Origin of the sequence: Cephaloticoccus primus, assembly GCF_001580015.1 — a bacterium.
In the GTDB taxonomy this organism is placed as follows: domain Bacteria; phylum Verrucomicrobiota; class Verrucomicrobiia; order Opitutales; family Opitutaceae; genus Cephaloticoccus; species Cephaloticoccus primus.
Genome location: NZ_LSZQ01000028.1, coordinates 38201 through 56149, shown reverse-complemented (window position 1 = coordinate 56149; position 17949 = coordinate 38201). Strand labels below are relative to the sequence as shown.

At 66.7% G+C, this 17949-nt stretch carries 17 protein-coding genes; 3 read left to right on the top strand and 14 right to left on the bottom strand.

Annotated elements, in window-relative coordinates; all coding sequences use genetic code 11:
- The first annotated feature begins 19 nt into the window (after positions 1-19).
- Positions 20-490, top strand: a complete 471-nt coding sequence (locus AXK11_RS03195; RefSeq protein ID WP_068629253.1) for a hypothetical protein — start codon at positions 20-22, stop codon at positions 488-490.
- A gap of 178 nt (positions 491-668) precedes the next feature.
- Here AXK11_RS03195 and AXK11_RS03190 read toward each other — a convergent pair whose 3' ends face one another.
- The 5 genes from AXK11_RS03190 to AXK11_RS03170 all read right to left on the bottom strand — a co-directional run bounded on the left by AXK11_RS03190 (position 669) and on the right by AXK11_RS03170 (position 5315).
- Positions 669-1511, bottom strand: coding sequence for an NAD(+)/NADH kinase (locus tag AXK11_RS03190; protein ID WP_068629251.1), 843 nt, complete (start codon positions 1509-1511; stop codon positions 669-671).
- Between the two features lie 144 nt (positions 1512-1655).
- Positions 1656-2489, bottom strand: a complete 834-nt coding sequence (locus AXK11_RS03185; protein WP_231865741.1) for a TlyA family RNA methyltransferase — start codon at positions 2487-2489, stop codon at positions 1656-1658.
- Positions 2490-2533: 44 nt separating this feature from the next.
- Complete coding sequence (locus tag AXK11_RS03180; RefSeq protein ID WP_197456776.1) at positions 2534-3103, bottom strand: D-glycero-alpha-D-manno-heptose-1,7-bisphosphate 7-phosphatase; 570 nt, start codon at positions 3101-3103, stop codon at positions 2534-2536.
- Between the two features lie 17 nt (positions 3104-3120).
- Complete coding sequence (locus tag AXK11_RS03175) at positions 3121-4098, bottom strand: bifunctional heptose 7-phosphate kinase/heptose 1-phosphate adenyltransferase (RefSeq protein ID WP_068629246.1); 978 nt, start codon at positions 4096-4098, stop codon at positions 3121-3123.
- Positions 4095-5315: a M24 family metallopeptidase gene (locus AXK11_RS03170; RefSeq protein ID WP_231865740.1), complete on the bottom strand. Its 1221-nt coding sequence runs from the start codon at positions 5313-5315 to the stop codon at positions 4095-4097. The genes AXK11_RS03175 and AXK11_RS03170 overlap by 4 nt, the downstream gene beginning before the upstream one ends.
- 53 nt (positions 5316-5368) lie before the next feature.
- On the opposite strand from AXK11_RS03170, the gene AXK11_RS03165 reads away from it, so the two are divergent.
- Complete coding sequence (locus tag AXK11_RS03165; RefSeq protein WP_231865739.1) at positions 5369-5926, top strand: DUF192 domain-containing protein; 558 nt, start codon at positions 5369-5371, stop codon at positions 5924-5926.
- A 380-nt stretch (positions 5927-6306) separates the two neighbouring features.
- Here AXK11_RS03165 and AXK11_RS03160 read toward each other — a convergent pair whose 3' ends face one another.
- The 3 genes from AXK11_RS03160 to AXK11_RS03150 form a co-directional block, all read right to left on the bottom strand.
- Positions 6307-6765, bottom strand: a complete 459-nt coding sequence (locus AXK11_RS03160) for a hypothetical protein (protein WP_068629245.1) — start codon at positions 6763-6765, stop codon at positions 6307-6309.
- A gap of 133 nt (positions 6766-6898) precedes the next feature.
- A complete protein-coding gene (locus AXK11_RS03155) occupies positions 6899-7195 on the bottom strand; it encodes a hypothetical protein (protein WP_068629243.1) in 297 nt (98 codons plus the stop codon).
- A 40-nt stretch (positions 7196-7235) separates the two neighbouring features.
- The gene (locus AXK11_RS03150; protein ID WP_068629241.1) at positions 7236-7958 is read right to left on the bottom strand and encodes a DUF4412 domain-containing protein; all 723 of its coding nucleotides are present in this window, start codon (positions 7956-7958) and stop codon (positions 7236-7238) included.
- A 206-nt stretch (positions 7959-8164) separates the two neighbouring features.
- Here AXK11_RS03150 and AXK11_RS03145 point away from each other — a divergent pair, with 206 nt between their 5' ends.
- Positions 8165-8698: a NanQ anomerase/TabA/YiaL family protein gene (locus AXK11_RS03145; protein ID WP_068629239.1), complete on the top strand. Its 534-nt coding sequence runs from the start codon at positions 8165-8167 to the stop codon at positions 8696-8698.
- A 243-nt stretch (positions 8699-8941) separates the two neighbouring features.
- Here the strand turns inward: AXK11_RS03145 and AXK11_RS03140 are convergent, their stop codons facing one another.
- From AXK11_RS03140 to AXK11_RS03115, 6 genes are all read right to left on the bottom strand, one after another.
- The gene (locus tag AXK11_RS03140; protein ID WP_068629237.1) at positions 8942-9388 is read right to left on the bottom strand and encodes a DUF5069 domain-containing protein; all 447 of its coding nucleotides are present in this window, start codon (positions 9386-9388) and stop codon (positions 8942-8944) included.
- A 449-nt stretch (positions 9389-9837) separates the two neighbouring features.
- A complete protein-coding gene (locus tag AXK11_RS03135) occupies positions 9838-10836 on the bottom strand; it encodes a glutamate--tRNA ligase family protein (RefSeq protein ID WP_068629234.1) in 999 nt (332 codons plus the stop codon).
- Between the two features lie 54 nt (positions 10837-10890).
- Positions 10891-13518, bottom strand: a complete 2628-nt coding sequence (locus AXK11_RS03130) for a BatD family protein (RefSeq protein ID WP_068629232.1) — start codon at positions 13516-13518, stop codon at positions 10891-10893.
- Positions 13519-13596: 78 nt separating this feature from the next.
- Positions 13597-15633 carry a VWA domain-containing protein gene (locus AXK11_RS03125; protein WP_068629231.1) on the bottom strand — a complete coding sequence of 679 codons (2037 nt, stop codon included), beginning with the start codon at positions 15631-15633 and terminating at the stop codon, positions 13597-13599.
- A 22-nt stretch (positions 15634-15655) separates the two neighbouring features.
- Positions 15656-16729 (bottom strand): VWA domain-containing protein, encoded by a 1074-nt coding sequence (locus tag AXK11_RS03120; protein WP_082780814.1) that lies wholly within the window; start codon positions 16727-16729, stop codon positions 15656-15658.
- 39 nt (positions 16730-16768) lie between these two features.
- Positions 16769-17923 carry a DUF58 domain-containing protein gene (locus AXK11_RS03115; protein ID WP_082780813.1) on the bottom strand — a complete coding sequence of 385 codons (1155 nt, stop codon included), beginning with the start codon at positions 17921-17923 and terminating at the stop codon, positions 16769-16771.
- Positions 17924-17949: the final 26 nt, after the last annotated feature.

Genomic DNA, 17949 nt, shown 5'->3' with positions numbered 1-17949 from the left:
TTTGCAACGCTTGTCACCCATGAAAGACAAATCGCTCCCGTCTCGCTTTCTCTCCCTGTTTTCCTTGTGCGCTGCGGCCTTGATTTTCTCTGGCTGCGCCACGCTGGAGAGCCGCATCAGCAAAAATCAGGAGGCCTTCGATTCGTGGCCTGTGGAGGTTCGCGAAAAGGTGCGGGCGGGGCAGGTCGACCTTGGTTTTACGCAGCCGCAAGTCCTCGTGGCGTTGGGCAAGCCGACGCGCATGTACACGCACAAGACAGAGTCGGGCGAGGCGGAGATCTGGGCCTACTCGGGCAAGTCGAGCAAGTGGCCGATGGTGTCAGTCGGCTTTGGTCTGGGGCGCAGCAGCGGCGGCTGGGGCAGGGGCACGCACACCTCGGGCGGCATCGGCGTAAGCACGGGCAACTACGGTCGCGGCGCGGTCGATGAGGCCCTGCGTGTGATTTTTGAAAACGGCAGCGTCGTCGCCGTCGAAGCCCGCCAGCAATAACGGTCAACGGCCGCCTTTTTCGCGTCTCCCTTTCTTTTTGCAGGTCGCCCGTTGGCGGCCTGTCCAGCCGTCGGGATCTCGGGCTTGGTGGGGAGAGGCCACCGTGTAACTTACTTTTTTTGGGTGGGCTGCCCTTTGCTGATGCGCCCCTTCTGCTGTGTGGGGCGCTGCGCTGCGCCTAGTTCGGTTTATTTACGAGTTCGCCGCCCCATTTGAGTTTTGTGCGGACGACGGCGAAGTGCGAGTAGTCGTCGCGGTGGGCGAGCGGGAGTTGCAGCTTGGAGAGGCAGATGTCGATGGGCGAGCCCATGCCGACGCGCAGGTCGAGCTGTCCATCCATGGCGACGAGCAGCGGGCAGTCTTGCGTGCGGTTGATCACGCGCAGCCGTACTTCCTGACGAAAGATGATGGAGCGGTTGCTCAGCGTATGCGGGCAGATGGGCGTCATGACGATGACGCCCGCATCGGGGTGGATGATCGGGCCGCCAGCAGAGAGGTTGTAGGCGGTGGAACCGGTGGCCGTGGAGAAGATGAGCCCGTCGCAGGTGTAGGTCGTGACGAGCTCGCCGTCGGCGCAGACTTCGAGCCGGACGATGCGCGAGTTGGCCTGGCTTTTGACAAGTACGTCGTTGAGGGCGAGGTCGTGCAGGCCCGGGCCGGTTGAGCAATCGAGCATGGCGCGGTGATCGACGTGGAAGCGGCCCGCGAGCAGCTCGGCGAAGAGCTGGCGCGCTTCGTCTGCCGAAAAGGTGGTGAGGAAGCCGAGGCTGCCCTGGTTGACGCCGATGAGCGGGACTTGCTCGCGAGCGGCCTCGCGGGCGGCGCCCAGCAGGGTGCCGTCGCCGCCGACCACGCAGCACGCGTCGCAGCCAGCCAGATAGCCGCGCGGGATCGGGCAGCGGGTCGTCTGCTTGAGGGCGACTCCGGCGGCGCGGGTGATCGCGACGAGCTCGCGGGCGACTTCGCTCGCGCCGTCTTTCTCCTTGTTAATGACGAAGGCGATTTTTCGTAAGGGCTTCATGGAGTCTTCGACTCTTTTATTTTGCGGGCCGCTCGTTGGTGGCCCGTCGGCGTGATTCGGGCTTGGGGGCGACTGGTTTATTTTGCGGCGTACGTGTTGGTGGAGGGGGGACCATCTCTCCAACGGACAAAGTCTCTGCGTGCTTCATGGTGTCGCGCGAGCGCGAAAGTCCGCGGCTCCCCGCCTCCGCAGGGCGAGGAGGAACTCGCGATTGCCATCGGCGCCTTTGATCGGCGAGTCGATGTGGCCGAGGAGCTCGGCGAGCGGCAGCTCGGCGAGCGCGAAGTCGCGCACGCGCTGGAGCGCGGCGTCTTGCACGGCGGGATCGCGGATGACGCCGCGGCCTTTATCGACCTCGGCTTTTCCTGCTTCGAACTGGGGTTTGACGAGCGCGACGAGCGGCCCGCCCGCGCGTAGGAAGGGCCACACTGCGGGGAGGACGGCGCACAGCGAGATGAAGGACAGGTCCATGACGATGGCGTCGAACTCGCTGCGCGGCAGGTCGCCAGCAGCGAGGTGGCGGGCGTTTACCTTTTCGAGGTTGGTCACGCGCGGGTCGGCGCGAAGTTTGGCGTGGAGCTGGGCGCGGCCCACATCGAGGCACACGGCCGTCGCCGCACCCGCTTGCAGCGCACAGTCGGTGAAGCCGCCGGTCGAGGCGCCAACGTCGAGGAGGTGCGCCCCGCGCAGATCAATCGCGAAGTGGGCGAGGGCCGCAGCGAGCTTCTCGCCGCCGCGGCTGACGAAGCGCGGGGGCTGCTCGACGCAGAGCTCGATGTCGCTCGCGACTTCTTTCCCGGGTTTGTCGAGCCGCGCGGTGCCGTGCAGGACGCGGCCACTCATGATCAGCGCCTTGGCCTGCGCACGTGAGGCCGCCAGCCCGCGCGCGACGAGGACTTCGTCGAGCCGTTGTTTTTTGGGAAAACGCGGCACGGCGTGAGGCGAGTCCGGGGCGGCCTGATCGGGTGGAGTGGGCATGGCGGGAGCCGTGGCGAGCGATGCGTTTGCGGTGAGCGGGTGCTTCATCGGTCGCGTGTGTGGTGCGCCGCGAGGCTGTTCACAAAGCCGAGCAAGTCGGCGTGCAGCGTGGCGGGGGCGGGCAACCGCGCGCGCCATTCGTCGAGGTTGTATTTTCCGGTGGCGACGGCGACGCTGTGAATCCCCGCGCGCAGGCCCGCTTCGATGTCGCTCTCGCGGTCGCCGACCATCCAGCACTGCTCGGGGGCGAGCGCGTATTTCGCGATCATTTCGAGGATGAAGCGCGGCGAGGGCTTTCTAAAAACCTGGTTCGCGCGCGGGCTGTCTTCCGGCTCGCTGTGGGCCTCCGGCGCGATGCAGATTTCGGTAAACAGCTCGGGGCCGAGGTCGAGGAGCTCGAGCATCCGGCGGTTGCAGGCATGGACATCGGCCAGCGTGTAGTAGCCGCGGCCGATGCCGGATTGATTGGTAAAAAGGAAAAGCCGGTAGCCGCGCGATTGCGCCTCGTGCAGCGCAGCGCGCGCGCCCGGGATCAGCTCCACTCCCGCAGGATCGGCGAGGTAGTCCTTGTCGTAAATGATCGTGCCGTCCCGATCCAGAAACAGGGTTTTCACTGTGCCCATGGTGCGGATCAACGCGGCGTGGCGAGGGTACGAAGCTCGGCGGCGGTGACTGGAGCCGTGCCGAGCTTACCGACGACGATGCCCGCAGCGGTGTTGGCGAAGTGTGCGGCGTCCTCCAGCACGGCCCCCGCACTCAGCGCGAGCACGAGGCTGGCGAGCGCGGTATCGCCTGCACCGGAGACATCGAAAACCTCGCGTGCGGCGGTCGGTATCGTGCGGGTGATTTTACCGCCCGTGCTGAGCAGCAGGCCGTCTTCGCCGAGCGTGATGACGAGGTGGCGCGTACCGTGCGCGCGGTGGATGCGGCGGCAGATTTCCTCCGCCGGATAAGGCTCGTGCGGGGCGGGCTCCAGTCCGGCGAGCTCGTAGGATTCGCGGCGGTTGGGCGTGATGAGGTCGAGGTCGCGAAACTTGAGTCTGCGCTTCGGCTTGGGGTCGAGCGCGACGAACTTTCCGGCGGCGCGTGCGAGCTGGCTGACCTTGGCCACGAGCGCATCGGTGAGGATGCCCTTGGCGTAGTCGCTCAGGATGATGGCATCGGCTGCGGCGATCTCCTCGCGCAGGAGTGCCTCGGCAGTTTTGGCCGGAAATTGATAGGCGGCGGGCGGCGACTCGCGGTCGAGGCGGCAGAGCTGCTGGCGCTGCACGAGGACGCGGGTTTTCAGGATGGTGCTGCCGCTGCCCGGAGTGGGCAGCAGGGTGATCCGGTGTTCGCCGAGGATCTGGCGCAGCCGCTGTCCGGCGTCGTCGTCGCTCACAAACCCGGCCAGCGTGCAGGTGGCACCGAGCGAGGCGATGTTGAGCGCGACGTTGGCCGCGCCGCCTGCCGTCCAGGTGTCGCGCGCGATGTCCACGACGGGCACTGGTGCCTCGGGCGAGATCCGCGTGGCGTCGCCCCAGATGTAGTGGTCGAGCATCACGTCGCCGATGACGAGGATGCGCCGCGCGGCGATTTTTTTGAGCAGAGGGCCGAGCGTTTTGATCATCGGATTTCCCAATCGTAAGGGTGCGAGGACAGGAGCTTCGCTCCGCGTGCGCCGACTTGTACGACGTCTTCGATCCGGCAGCCGCCGAGGCCCGGGTAGTAGAGGCCGGGCTCCACGGTGATGACGCTGCCTTGCTTGAGCGTGTAGGGCTGGGTGTTGACGCGCGGGGCTTCGTGGACGGCCAGCCCGACGCCGTGGCCGGTGCCGTGGAAAAAGCCGACCGAGCCTTTGGCGCTGCGCCTGGTCTCATAACCGGCAGCGGCAAAGGTGTCTAAAACTCGCTGGTGAACCTGGGCTCCATCGACGCCCGCGCGCACGGTCGCGATGCCTGCGCGCTGGGCCTCGGCGACGGTGGCGACGAGGCGGCGCTGCGCTTCGGAGGCGCGGCCCTTCAGGTAGGTGCGCGTCATGTCGCCCCAGTAGCCGGTCTTCATGACGCGCGGGAAGATATCGACGATGATGAGCTCGTGCGCGCGCAGCGGGCCGTGGCCGCACTCGTGCGGGTCGCAAGCCTGGTCGCCGCCCGCTGCGATCACGTCGTCGGCGCGGCCACCCTCGTTCAAAATCGCGGCTCGAATCGCGAGTTGCAGCCGCTCGGAGCTGAGCGGCTGGTTTTCAAAAATGAGCTGCTGGCCGCGGATTTTTGCGCGGCGCAGGATGTCTTCGACCACGCTGAAGCCCACGGAGCTGAGCCGGTTCCCCTCGCGGATGGCAGCGGCCTCCTTGGGCGTCTTGATTTCGCGCTCGGGGAAGAGCGGCCCCTCGGCAATGTCGATCTGGAGGCCGAGCTCGCGCAGTTTTACGAAGAGGCCAGCGGGAAACTCGCTGCTGACGCGGAAGCCGGAGAGCCGCTTCGCCTTGGCGAGCGTGGCAATGATCTCGGCAGGCCCCGGCGGTATGGCGCGCCCGGGAAACGCTTTCCACGCTCGCTCGACCCATTCTTCGAGCGGGAGGACTTCGTCGAAGCAGCGGGATTTTTTTACGCGGCCAAACTCCAGTGCGCTTTGGACAGTGCAGCGCTTGCCAGCGGCCTCGAAGGCGATGAAGGGATCGTGCACCTGGACGCCACGGCTGAAGTAGAGCTGGTCGGCACTGGTGCCGGTATCGGTGTAGAGCAGCGCGGGGAGCGGGGAGCTCGCGCGTGCGCGCACTTGTTTTTTCCGCGCGGCTGCGGGTTGTGGTTTGGTGGCGATGGCAGGCGCGCGAGTCGTGGTCACGTTGGGAGAACGGGGGTTGATTGTGGCAGTGGGGGCGATTAGCCACCGCGCTTGTGAAAAACGCAAATCTGGTTTCGACCCTCGGCTTTTTGTGCGCGGCTTTGCTGTCCGTGATTTGGGGAGGCTGCAACGGGAGCGAGTCCGGCGCGGGTGTGGCTGCCCCAAAGACGGCCAGCGATTGGTTTACGATTTCCGTCGGCGAGCACCCGCTGCGGCTGCAACTGGCGGTCACTCCCTCGGAGATGCAGCGGGGGCTGATGGAGCGTCGCGAGCTGGGCGCAGACGAGGGCATGCTCTTCGTTTACCTGCGGCCCGACCAGGTGTCGTTCTGGATGCGCAACACGCCGCTGCCACTGGACATCGGTTTCTTTGATGCCGAGGGCGTTTTGCGCGAGGTGTACCCGCTGCACCCGTTCGACGAGCGGCCCGTCACTTCGCGCAGTCGCCGCCTGCAATTCGCCTTGGAGGTAAACCGCGGGTGGTTCAAGGCCCACGGCCTCGGCCCCGGCGCACAGCTCGACTTGCAGGCGCTGACTACCGCACTGCACGAGCGCGATTTCCCGCTAAAACAATTCGGCCTCGGCGACGGCAACGACGCTGCGGCCAAGTAAAGAGGCGAAGACTCCACTACGCGTGGGGCGGCAGGCGGTGCCTGCACCCATTTACTGTGCGGTTTGTGTATCGGGCCGAAGGCCCGACACACAAACCGCACAGTTGAAGGCAGCCCGACCTCCGGTCGGGCCGGAGAGATTAACCCGTAAACCTTCTCTTTGTGCCCAAATGGGTGACCGCTTCATTCGCATTTGATGCTTCTTCTCCTGTCGCAACGCGACAGGGAGAGCGAAATTTGCGATTTTGTTCGGGCGCGTAGCGCACGGGCAAAATCGCAAATTAAATGGCACGTGGCGCCCCGCCACCGCTCCACGCGCAGTGGGGTCTTCGACCCGTTTATTGGGCACGGCCTCGTTGGGCCGTGTCCCCGATCGTTCACCTAGAAGTGTTCGGTCTCGACTACTTCTTTGGGGATCTGGTTGTCGGTGCGGACGACGAGGACGGGGGTCCTCGTTTTCACCCAGGTGTTGTATTCCTTGAAGTGTTTGGCGGGGACGTTTTCGAGCGTTTCGCCGATGGTGGAGACGGGCAGCAGGCTGCCTTTTTTCGTATCGTTAAAGTCGTAGGCGGCGCGGCAGACGCGCTCGGGCGTGGTGCCGACGTTGTCCTCTTCGGGGATTTGCAGTACCCAGCCCACGAAGTCGTCCTTGGGGAGTTTTTGCTCGGGGTCGGAGACGAGGATGACGAACTGCTTCTTAATCGGTGGCGGCTTTTCCTCCTCACCCGGATCGGGCTGCACGGCGAGTCGCAACTCATCCATCACGCGGCGCAGCAGGGTGGGCTCCAGCTCGTTCTTCTTCAGAATTTCGGCGACTTTGTTGACGTCAATTTTGGGCATCTTGGGCGGAACGTTCTTGGGGCGCCAGGGGCGATAGCAAGGCTCTCTTGTTTGAGCGCACGGATTGTCCCTCGATTGGCCGCTTGTTGGCGCATCACCGAAAGGACAGGGGCGGGGCCCCTGGCTTTGGGGCTTATAGGGGCGACTTTGGTTTGTGGTTGGAGCGGCCGGAGATGCGGCCGGGGCCCGTGCGCTTGCTGAGCTGTACGATCTCCTCGAACTGCTTTTGCGTGAGGAGCCGCCGCGGGAGCCGGCGCTCGGCCTCGGCGATAAGCCGCTCCCGGTCTTCGTCATTGGGCTCGTGCGGCTCCCAAGGCGTGTGGTGGCCCTGATGCCGTGCCCACTCGATATTGCCGCCGTGGACGACGACGCGGACTTCGTATTTGCCGAGATCGGGGTCTCGGCTCCACCAGCCAAATCGGGCACTCATGCTAGAGGGGTAAGGGGCGCCGGTCGGTGCCGTCCAGCCGTCAGTGCTTGCCGAGGAGTCCTTCGATGAGGCCGCCCATCTGAAACTTTCGGTAACCGGCTGGCGGGGCGAAGAGCGTGTCCGGCTGCTCGCCTGGCTCCACGCTTAGCGTCTCTATCGTGAGTGTGTTTTTACTGCCCGGGAGGCTTTGCACGCGCAGCGGGAAAAAGCCCTTGCCCACGAGGGCAGCGATCCACTCGGGGTGAAACTTGGCCTCGGCATCGGGTGGCAGCCCCAGTCCCATGAAGCTGCCGAGCTGCTCCGTGGCCCAGACCTCGAAGCGGTCGTCCTGGTTTTGCACAAGGTATTTGGCGCAGCGGTAGCCGAGGATTTTTTGGTGTTCGCGGGTCTTTGTGATCGAGATCTGCTCGACGCTTTGACCGAGGGCAAACTCGGCGCTGTTCTCCAGCGACATCGAGACGTAGAGCGGCTGGCCGGGCAGCAGGACGAACACTTCGTCCTTAACGAGATCAACGATGGCGGTGGCCTGCGCGGTTTCGCTGATCTGAAACTCGGTGTGCAGGCGCGAGCCCTTCACGCTGTAGTTGAGCACATGCGTGCCGACCTGGTCATGGGTCAGCCGGACGGTCGCCTTGCCCTCAAACTGTTTGGCCGCTGCCTTGCCCTTGCTGGGCTTTGTGGCGGGCGCCTGGGCGATTGCCGTTCCTGAAAACGGCAGGCAGAGCAAGGCGGCCAGGCTGAAAAGGCGGATGAGTTTTTGCATGAAATGAAAGGCTGCGGGCGGGTTTTGTGCAGGAGACAGGGCAGGGGCCGAGTGGGCGTCAATGCGCGGCTGGCTCCGTAGAAAAATGGAGGGCGCTGCGTAGGTGTGGCGACTTCTTCTGGCGGCAGAAGGAGTGAAGGTGACTAGCGTAGTCGAGTGTGGCATCTCGCTTGCGCCCCGGTGCGGCGCCCCGCACTTAGTGGGCGATGGCTGTCTTTGGTTCCCTTGATATCGTGCGCGAACAAACCGTGGGTTGGGCGGGCTTTGCGGAAGCTTTTCGCTACGTCGAGTCGCTGTTTCGCGAAGACAGCGAAGCGCGTGCGCAGCTCTTCGCGCTACAGAGCGGCGAGTCGCAGCGGCAGGAGCTGGCGGGCGGTGTCTTTGCGATTGCGCAGGTCTACGAGCCGCGCGAGCGCTACGGCGTCTTCGAGTCGCACCGCCGTTACCACGATATTCAGGTAATCGTCGCGGGCGAAGAACGGGCCGAAGTGGCCGACATCGAGAAACTGGGCCTTACCCAACCCTACGATGCGGAGAAGGACTTCGCGCTCTACGCGGACACGGCACTCGGCAGCGGGCTGCGGCTACGCGCGGGGGATGTGGCCGTCTTCGCGCCGCGCGACGGGCACATGCCCGGCATCCGCGCATCGTCGGGGGCTGCGGCTGCGGCGCCCGCGAATCCCGAGCGGGTTTACAAGGTCGTCGTCAAAGTGCCGGTATCCGACGCGGACGCGGTCTAAACGACAAAGGGCAAGGGGGCGACGGGAGGTGCGGGGCAGCGCGAGCCCTGCGACTGGTCACGGCGGCTCGCCCCGTCGCCCGCATTTTCGCACCGCGTCGAGGCGCGCACCGTTTTACGGCCAACAAAAAAGCGGGCAATCCGCCGGAGGGCAGGCCCGCTTGCGAAGAGGGAGGGCGCCCGGGCGGCGCGACGGTGAAGTAAATCCCCGCCGCCGCCCAATGGCACCGGTGAGCGCCAGAGCTTACGCCTTGCCGCCGAAGGAGACGTAGTCGTCGAGGTCGATCAAGTCGGCGAAGTTGCGGATGTCTTCGCGCTTGGGCGCAACTTCCTTGAGCGCGCCGGCAAACCACGCGAGACCGTCCGAGCTGCCCGGGCCGACTTCGATCACCCAGTCCGACCACGCCTTGATCTCGAAGGGCTGGCGGCCGCTCTTCTCGTTGATCCAGGCGAGCATCTCGGAGTCGCTTTTCCCGGTGGCGAGCTGCGCCTTGAACTCGTCGGCATTGATCCCGGCAAAGCCGAAAAAGAGCTGATCGAGGGGCGAGTTAAACTGGTAGGAGCCCAGCGTGTTCGCATTGGCGGCGCGGCCCTTGTCGAGCAAGCGCGGCAGGTGTACATAGCCGCCGAGCTTGGCGCGCATGCTGCGCGGGGGGTGTTGAGTGAGATCAGGTGCAGATAGATTAATCATGATAGGAGTAATATAAGTGTGAGAGCGCGGACAGTGACCACCCCGCCCCACTTGTCAAAGAGGTTGGAGCCCCCCCTCGACGAGGCCCCAACGAGGGCCTCGCAAAATGAAACGGTCAACGACCGCCACTGCGCGTGGGGCGGCAGGCGGTGCCTGCACCCATTTACTGTGCGGCTTGCTGTCGGGCGTTCCGCCCGACGAACAAGCCGCACAGTTGAATGAACTCCCTAAGCGGAGCTCAGGTGAGAGTTTAACCCGTAAACTTTTTGGCCGCGCCCAAATGGGTTTCCGCTTCATCCGCAATTCAGGCTCCTTCCCCTGTCGTGAAACGACAGGGAGGAGGTCCTGTTAAATTTGCGATTTTGTTCGGGCGCGCAGCGCACGCAGCAAAATCGCAAATTTAATGGAAGTGGCGCCCCGCCACCGCCCCACGCGCAGTGGGAGGGAAATCAGTGCGCCCGCAGGGGGCGGGAGGCGTGGCGTTTGGCGAGGCGGTGGCCGTTTTCGTCGCGGACGAGGTCGCAGTGGTAGAAGGCCGGAGGGCTGGCACCGAGTGCGCGGTAGAGCAGCAGTTGGCGAAAGGTGGAGGGCAGCAGATCGGCACCGCGGACGACCTCGGTGATGCCCATTGCAATGTCGTCTACGACGCAGGCGAGCTGGTAGCTGGGCAGGTCGTCCTTGCGCCAGACGAGGAAGTCACCGAAGTCGCGCCCCACGGTGGCGTGTTGCTCGCCCTGCGCAGAGTCACGAAAGCTCAACGATGCGCCATCGGGTGTGAGGAAGCGCCAGTTGCAGCGGATGGGCTCGTGTCGTGGCGGAAGGGGGAAAGCCGACGCGACGGCTACGCGAGCAGGCGAGTCCGCGTCGCGCTGCAAATCGGTGAAAGCCGCAGCGACCGCGGGCGGGCGAAATGCCGCGGGGAAGAGCGGCTCGTGATCCTGGACGTCCGCGGCCGATCCGATAGCGGAGCGCAGCTCTGGAGGCGAGACCGGGGCGAGCGGGAGCGGCATGCCTGCGTGCTCGTCGCGTTTCCCACCTTGCCGGGCGGCCCGGCTTTGGGCATATTCGCGAATTTCGCGGCGGGTGCGTGTGCAGGGGTAGATGAGGCCCGCGGCGTGGAGTTGCTCCAGAGCCTGGCGGTAGAGCGTGAGCCGCTGGCTCTGGATGACGATGGGCTCTTCCCAGTCGAGGCCGAGCCAGCGCAGGTCTTCGATTGCGGCTCGGGTGAACTCGGGGCGGCAGCGCTTGCGGTCGAGATCGTCGATCCGCAAAAACAGTTTTCCGCGACGAGCCGACAAGGTTGGCTCGCCAATAAAAGGGGCTGTGACCCCGCGTGCGCGTTGTGCGGCCAGCGAAAAAGTGTGCGCGTGGCCGCGGTGCAGGTAGCCGGTGGGCGAGGGCGCGAGGCGTCCGCGGTAGCCGCTGCGACTCTGGGCGTCTGCGCTCATCGGTTGTTCTGATGGTGGCGGACGAGTGGGACGTCGTGTGCGCAGTGGGCGCGTCTAGTCGCCCCTCCCGTCCCTCCCGCTCTCGGCGGACTGCGGCGGCGTTTCCCAGAGCGGCACAAGCTCGCTGTTTCTCACCCAGCCGCTTTGGCCATTGGCAAAGCGCAGCCGGGCCCAGCCGAGGAAGTGGCCCTCGGCGATACCGATGACACCGGCGGCCAGCGGTGCGGTTTGCTGCTCGGTATCGGCTTCGGTGGGGATCGAGTAGAGCTGGCCCGCGCGCCAGACGAGCGCGGCTTGGGGCTGGGCGGCGAGGCCGTAGCTTGCGCGGCCTGCGAGTGCGGTGGCGGCGAGGAGGAGGCCGCACAGGGCGAGCGCGAGTGCGGGCGCTTTTACGCTGAGGCGGACGAGGCCGTAGCCGCGCAGGAGCGGGAGCAACAGGCCGAGCGCCACCGCACTGCTGCCAACGACGAGCGCGCATTCCCAGCCGCCGGGCGAGGCGAGGCGGGCGAGCTGGCTGCGCGGGCCCTCGCGCAGCACGGGGCGCAGCTCTTCGGGCGAGTAGCCTGCCTTTGAGTACGCGCCCGCGAGGTTCCAGCGGACATTGGGCTCGCGCGGATTTTGGACAAAGGCGGCGGTGGCCTGTGCGGCAGCGGCGGCCCACTGTTCTTGCTGCGCCAGCGCGAGAGCGAGGTTGTGGCGGGCGGCCCAGTCGCGCGGCTGCGCGGCGACCGCAGCCTGCCAGAGGGCGGCGGCAGCGTCGAAATCGCCCCCCGCGTAAGCCTGGTGTGCGGTGTCTCTGGCGGCACTTGAGGAGTCTGCATTTTCGCTACGGGTGGGTTCGCGCGGATTTGAAGGGGGCGCTTTCCCCGCCTGCGCCTGGAGCGGCTGCGCGAGGACAAGCGCGAGGGCCAAGCTGAAGAGCCAGGGGCAGAGATTTTGTTTTCGCAGGGCGCGGGCCCATGCGGTGCCGGGGATTGTGAGTACAGCGAGTGCGGCTTCGGCGCGGGCGAGCCAATCGCTGGGCAGCGGCGTTTGCGCTCGGTAGAGGCTTTGCTCGGCCTCGGCCCACAGGCTCTGCCAGCCGTCGCTATCGGGGAGCTGTGCAGCGGGCGGCAGTGCGTGACTGAGTCCGTGAGCTTTGGCCGCGTGTTGTTGCCAGTCGATCAGTAGGGCCGCGTCGCTCGGGTTTTGGCGCAGTGCGGCCAGCGTGGTGGCGAGCTGTGCGCGTGCCTCGCGGCGCGGGCGCAGCGGGTCGAGCCGGTGGGCGCGGCGCAGCGCGAGCGCGAGCCAGGCGGCGCCGAGCAAGCCGAAGGGCGCGAGCGCGCGGGCGGTGAGTGCAGTAGTTGAGCGGGTGGGCGCGCGCACGACATGGCTGCCGTCAATCGGCCCCTGAAGCAGGCCCTCGGGCGGGGGAGCGCTTCCGGGAAGCGCGGGGAGTGGGCCCGGGCTGTCGGGCCCGCTGGTGGGCGGCGTGAGTGCTGCGGCTGAGCTGCCGGCGGCCTGCGCAGGGCTCGACGGTGCTACGGTGTTGCCGGCCGCAGTCGCCGCGGTTACGGTGAGCGTGGTCGCGGGGATGGAGTGGGCGCGGTAGCTGCCCGTTTCGACGTCAAAGGTGTGGAGCTCGTAGGGGCCGAGCGTGTAAGTGCCCGGGCGCGTGGGGATGAGGACGACGTCCTCGGTCAACGTGCCGTCGAAGAGTTGGCCGTCTTTGTGGCTGTGCTTGGCGGGGGGCTGGATCGCCTGAAAATCGCTGGAGACGCTGCGCGGCGGCAGGCCGCTGATCTCGGGCCAGTTCCCCGTGCCGGAGAGTTCGAGCGTCCACGTGATGGGCTCGCCGACGCTGGCGCTCTGCGGGACGACCGTAGACTTGAGCTCAAAGTCGCCCACGCCGCCGATAAATCGGGCGGGGGCCGGAAGCGGGAGCGGCTGGATATGGAGCTCGGGCTGATCGGTGCTGAGGCTGACTTGCTCAATGCGCGGTTGCTGGAAAAAACCGAAGCCGACTGTGCCGAGGTTCAGGTTGACGAGCTGGCGCACGGGCGAGAGCCGCAGCGTGCCGGGCGCCCTGGCGTAGGCGCGGGTGCGAAAGGCGACCTGGAGCCGCACCTCGCCCGCGCGGTTGGCCTCGATGGCGCTGGGCTCGCTCCAGTCTTCGGCGACGAGGGGCGAGGGCTCCCACTGGATCTGGTCGCCGAAGTTGCTGAAGCTGCGGCGGGCGACGTCAATCGAGTAGACGAGCGGGAAAACCTCTCCCGCCCAGACTGTGGTTTTGCGGGGCGTGAGGCGGGCCTTGATGTCGCTCTCGGGCCCGGGCTGCACGGTGCCGGTGGTGTAGGGCGGCACGCTGAGCAGGCCCTTGTCGGTCTGCACGTCGAAGTCGGGGATTGCGACTTGGCCCGGCACGGTGATTTGCAAGCGGTAGCTGAGAACGAGCGAGCTGGTGCGCGAAAAGTTGATGACCTGCACCTGTGTGGACTGGCCGCGGTAGTGAAAGCTGGCCTCGGAGAGGGCGGGCAGCTCGGGCGCGGCCTCGGGCTTGCAGTTTTCAAAAACGAGCTGGATGTCGGCCGGATCGCCCGTGCCTGCGTCGCTCCAGAATACGCGCTGGGCAAGGGCGCTGCTCGCCATTGCGAAGCAGAGGATCAGAGCGGCGAACGCGGGGGGGATTCGGAGGCTGGGCATGTGGTTTTCCTGAACGTGAGGGGCGAGGGAGCGGAGGGCCGGTGCGGGTGCGGGAGGGGCGTGAAGGAGGTTGGCGTGTCACCAGTCTTTCTTCGGGCGGCCGGAGTTCTCTTGGGGCGCGTCGTCATTCATCATCTGGAAGAGCTGGGCGGGGGAGTCATCGTTGCGGATCTTTTGAAGCTTTTGCAGAGGCACGCTGAGTGCGGGGTCTTGAGCATCGGGCGCGGCGGCGTCTTTGGGCTGGGTGCCGCCGACCTGTTGGGTCTGCCCCTGCGGAGCGGGGGGCTGCGCTGGTGGTGACGGCTGCGGCTCGGGCTGGGCTGCATCTTGCTGCATGTCGCCAAAGGCCGATTCGCCTGCGCGGGGTTGCTCCGCTTGCTGGGGCGGCTGCTGCTGCGATTGTTGTGAGCCGGAGTGTGGCGCGTCGCTGTCGGGCGAAGAGTTGGGCTGCGGCGCGGACTGTTGTTCGGAGCCCTGCTGCGCGTCTTGCGGACTCTGCGAGCCTTGTGAGCTCTGGTCGTTTGACTCGCTACCAGAGTCCGACGGCGGCGATTGATCCTGCGAGCTTCCCTGCTGTCTTTGTTGCTCCTGTGAGTCGTTTTGCGCGTCGGGGTTTTGCGGCGGCTGTTGTTGCGGTTGCTCTTGTTCTTGTTCGGGCGGCGTAGCGAGCAGGGCTTCGAGCTCGCGGCGCAGCGCGGGCCAATCTGCCGTTTGCGGGTCAAGCGCTTCGCCGAGCCGGGTCGCGCGCAGCGCATCTCGCACGGGGCCCGGCGGTACGGGGTGTTGCTCGCTCTGGAGTTTTTGCCCCCAAGTTACGGTTTCGCGGGCGAGCTCGGCCCAATCGCGCCCGGTGGGCGCAGCGGCCTTGGTGGAGAGGCGGCTCACGATTTTCCCGAGCGCGGAGAGCTCGGGGGCAGCGTGGTCGACCTCGTTCCCCACATTTTGCGCGGGGGCCTTTGCCGTAGTTAAAAACAGCAGGAGCCCGAGCAGCGCAGCCACAGATATGCGGGCTGCGGATCTGGGGCCGGTGTTCCGAGGCTCTGCGAGCCTGTGGAGCGTGAGCTCTCGCGGGCGCGGATGTGCGGGGAACTCCAGCCAGAAACTGAGCGCGAGGAAGAGCAGCGCGGGCGCCAGTGCCCATTGGTAGCGGTCGATGAGACGCTGCACCTGCGTATCGCTAAACTGACCGCGCTGGCCTTGCTCGACGGTTTCGCGAATGAGCGCGGCGAGGTCGAGCCAGGTACTGGCATCGCGGTAGAGCCCGCCGGTGCTTTCGGCGAGCTGGCGCAGGGTGGCGGGCTCAAGCCGCGAGAGGACGACGGCGCCGCGCTCGTCCTTGACGTAGCCGCCGCTGCCGTCGGGCAGCATGGCGCCGCCAGCCGTACCGATGCCGAGCGCGATTGTGCGAATGCCGCGTTTCTTCAACGCGTCGAGCCTGTGTTGCCAGGTGTCGTCGGTGGACTCGCCGTCGCTCAGGACGATGAGGAAGCGGTCGGTGGCAGGCGTGTCGCCAAAGGCTTCGAGCGCCGTGTCGAGCAGAGCGCGGTAGTTGGTGCCGCCCTCGGGCAGGGTGTCGGGGCCGAGCTCGGGCAGAAACTCGCGCAGGATCTCGTAGTCGGCGCTCAGCGGGCTTTGGAGAAAGGCCGTGCCGGAGAAGAGGACGAGGCCCACGCGCTCGCCCGCGAGCCGCTCCAGCAGGCTGCTGATGAGGAGCTTGGCGCGGATCAGGCGCGTGGGCTTGATGTCCTCGGCGAGCATTGAGCGGGAGAGGTCGAGGGCGATCAGTACCTCGCGCGATTGCTCAAAGACGGGGATCTCGCGCTCGCCGTATTGGGGCCGCGCGAGGGCCACGATGCCGAGCGCGAGCCCGAGGGTGAGCAGCGGGCGGGCCGCCTTTATTTTGGTGAAAAATGACGGCGGCTTCGCGGGTGCGGCATTGTGGGCTGCGTCGCCATGCTCGCGCGGTGTCAGCTTCAGGTGCCGCGCGCTGGCTTCGGCGCGCTGGATCTTCGGGTGGGCCACGGCCGCTGCGCGCCCGCGCCGCGCGAGCTCCCAAACCAGAAGCGCGGCGGGGATGAGTAAGAGAAAGAGTCGCTGCGGGGCGTAGAACTCCATGCGTCGTCGTTGGCGTTTCGGGTTAAGCGATGGGGCGGCGGGTGGAGAGCGCCGCGAGCAGGAGCGCGCCGAGGCCGAGTGCTGCGGGCCACCAGAATAGCTCGCGCGTGAGCAGGTAGCTCGTGGCCTGAAACTCGATCTTTCGGGCTCTGTCGATCTCGGCAAAGGCATCCCGGATCGTGCTGCTCCTGTCGGCGCGGAAGTAGCGGCCACCCGTGAGCTGGGCGATCGTTTGCAGCGAGTCTTCGTCGAGGTCGGAGATCACCTGGCGCATGCCCACGGTGTTCCCCTGCGCGTCGAGTACGGGCATGGGGACGAGCCCGTTGCGGCCTGCGCCAATCGTGTAAACGGGGATGCCGCGCGCGCGGGCGATTTGTGCGGCTTGCTCGGGGCTGAGCGCGCCACGGTTGTTGGCGCCATCGGTGAGCAGGACAACGAAGGCGCCCTGACGCTGGCCGTCATCGGCCATGCGCGCGCTTTGCTCCAGCCGCGTGAGTGCGATGCCGAGCCCGTCGCCGATGGCGGTGCCGTCTTCGATCAGCCCGATTTTCAGACGCCCCGTCTGCCGCGCCAGCCAGTCGTGATCAAAGGTGAGCGGCGCCATCGTGTAGGCGCGACCCGCGAAGACGACGATGCCGATCCGGTCGCTGCGCCGCTCATTTATAAACGCCTGTATGACGGGCTTGATCGCCTGGAGCCGGTTGATCCGTGCGCCGCGCGACTCGTAGTCCTCGGCGAGCATCGAGCCGGACAGATCGATCGCCAGCATGATGTCGTAGCCGCGCGTGTTGACCTCGTGGCGGCCTTCGATGCGTTGCGGGCGGGCGAGCGCCACGACGAGTGCGGCGAGTCCGAGTGCCGCCAGCCCCACGGGCCAGCGCGGCGCGGCGCGCTGCGAGGGCCGAGCCCAAGCCGCAGAAAAGGGGATGATGAGGACGGGCACACGCCGCCGCCCGCGCAGCCAGAAAACGAGCGGGAGCAGCAGCAGCGCGAGAAACCACCAGGGCGTCGCAAAGCGAAAGCTGCTGCCCAGCGCCGCGAGCGGCAGCGGCGGTGCGAGGCTCAGGAGTGTGTGCGTGGCGGTGGCGAGCAGCATGCGGGCAAGTGGCGCGGCAAGATGGGACTCCGGCGACTGCTAGTGGGGGAGGCGCATCCGCGCGTGGAAGAAGCGTACGAGCGCGCCGAGCTGATCGTCCTCGGTGGAGACGGCGAGCCGGTTATGCGCCGCGGGGAACAGCGCCGCCCAAGCCTCTTCGCGCTCGCGCTGCCAGGTAGCGTGGGCCGCGCGCGCGGCGGGTGAGTCTTCCAGCGTGACGAGGCGGCCTGCGAGCGGGTCGTAGGCGGCGAGCGTCGCGCCGCTTGGCAGCCCGCCGAGCAGTCCGCCCCTCCCTCCACCGCCGAGCTCGGCGGGGAAGCGGCGCTCCCAAGGATCATCCACGCGAAAGCCCATCGTCTGGAAGCGGCGTTGGATGACGGGCCAGCCCTCGGGCTGCGCACGCGGGGCGAAGTCGCCGAGCCAGACGAGCACGCTATGCTTGGGGACGGCGCGCGAGCGGTTGATCTGGCGCAGGGCCGTGCCAAGCGCGCCCAGTGTGCCGGCGGCTTCCGTGGCGTGGCCACTCGCTGCGGTCGGAGGCGGAAGGGCAAGGAGCTGGGCCGCGCTGTGGAGGATGGCGCCGCGCCCGCGTACCGGTGCGCGAAAGTGGAGCCGGGGCGTGCCGCTGGCGTCCAATGCGCTGTGGATGAAGCCCACGCGGTCGCGGTTGACCGCGCCGAGCAGCATCAGCAGTCCGGCCAGCTCAAGCAGGGCCTCGCGCTTGGTTTTCGAGCCGGAGCCGAAGTTCAGGCTGGGGCTGTCCTCAAAAAGAAGCAGCAGCGTGAGCTCGCGCTCTTCGACGAATTTTTTCCGGTAGGGCTCGCCGAGCCGCGCAGTGACGTTCCAGTCGATGTCGCGCACGTCGTCGCCGAATTCGTAGCGGACGACTTGGTCAAACTCCATGCCGCGCCCGCGAAAGGCCGAGCGGTACTCGCCGCTGAGCACGTTTTCCACCGCATGGCGCACGCGCCACTCCAGACGCCGCAGGATGGCTGCTGCGCTTTCGATCTGGCCAAGGCGGGAGGGGCGGGAGGGCGGCCCTTCGAGCGTTTTTTTGGTAGAAGGTGACGAGGGCTCGCCACTTGGCGTGTGCTGCGCACCTCGTCCGCTCGTTGGCGACGCGTCCGTTTGCACTGAGGCCGCGCGCCGCTGTGCGGCCGACAGGTGGGGAGTGGCTCTGCTATGGGCAGGCATCAGCGTGGGGGGAGCCGTCGTGGGAA

Bases quoted from the DNA above. Each gene is read 5' to 3' on its own strand.
- AXK11_RS03125 (WP_068629231.1), bottom strand. From the start codon at position 15,633: ATGGAGTTCTACGCCCCGCAGCGACTCTTTCTCTTACTCATCCCCGCC.
- AXK11_RS03160 (WP_068629245.1), bottom strand. From the start codon at position 6,765: ATGCCCAAAATTGACGTCAACAAAGTCGCCGAAATTCTGAAGAAGAAC.
- AXK11_RS03185 (WP_231865741.1), bottom strand. From the start codon at position 2,489: ATGCCCACTCCACCCGATCAGGCCGCCCCGGACTCGCCTCACGCCGTG.
- AXK11_RS03120 (WP_082780814.1), bottom strand. From the start codon at position 16,729: ATGCTGCTCGCCACCGCCACGCACACACTCCTGAGCCTCGCACCGCCG.
- AXK11_RS03190 (WP_068629251.1), bottom strand. From the start codon at position 1,511: ATGAAGCCCTTACGAAAAATCGCCTTCGTCATTAACAAGGAGAAAGAC.
- AXK11_RS03135 (WP_068629234.1), bottom strand. From the start codon at position 10,836: ATGAGCGCAGACGCCCAGAGTCGCAGCGGCTACCGCGGACGCCTCGCG.
- AXK11_RS03175 (WP_068629246.1), bottom strand. From the start codon at position 4,098: ATGATCAAAACGCTCGGCCCTCTGCTCAAAAAAATCGCCGCGCGGCGC.
- AXK11_RS03130 (WP_068629232.1), bottom strand. From the start codon at position 13,518: ATGCCCAGCCTCCGAATCCCCCCCGCGTTCGCCGCTCTGATCCTCTGC.
- AXK11_RS03145 (WP_068629239.1), top strand. From the start codon at position 8,165: ATGGCTGTCTTTGGTTCCCTTGATATCGTGCGCGAACAAACCGTGGGT.
- AXK11_RS03150 (WP_068629241.1), bottom strand. From the start codon at position 7,958: ATGCAAAAACTCATCCGCCTTTTCAGCCTGGCCGCCTTGCTCTGCCTG.
- AXK11_RS03155 (WP_068629243.1), bottom strand. From the start codon at position 7,195: ATGAGTGCCCGATTTGGCTGGTGGAGCCGAGACCCCGATCTCGGCAAA.
- AXK11_RS03140 (WP_068629237.1), bottom strand. From the start codon at position 9,388: ATGATTAATCTATCTGCACCTGATCTCACTCAACACCCCCCGCGCAGC.
- AXK11_RS03115 (WP_082780813.1), bottom strand. From the start codon at position 17,923: ATGCCTGCCCATAGCAGAGCCACTCCCCACCTGTCGGCCGCACAGCGG.
- AXK11_RS03195 (WP_068629253.1), top strand. From the start codon at position 20: ATGAAAGACAAATCGCTCCCGTCTCGCTTTCTCTCCCTGTTTTCCTTG.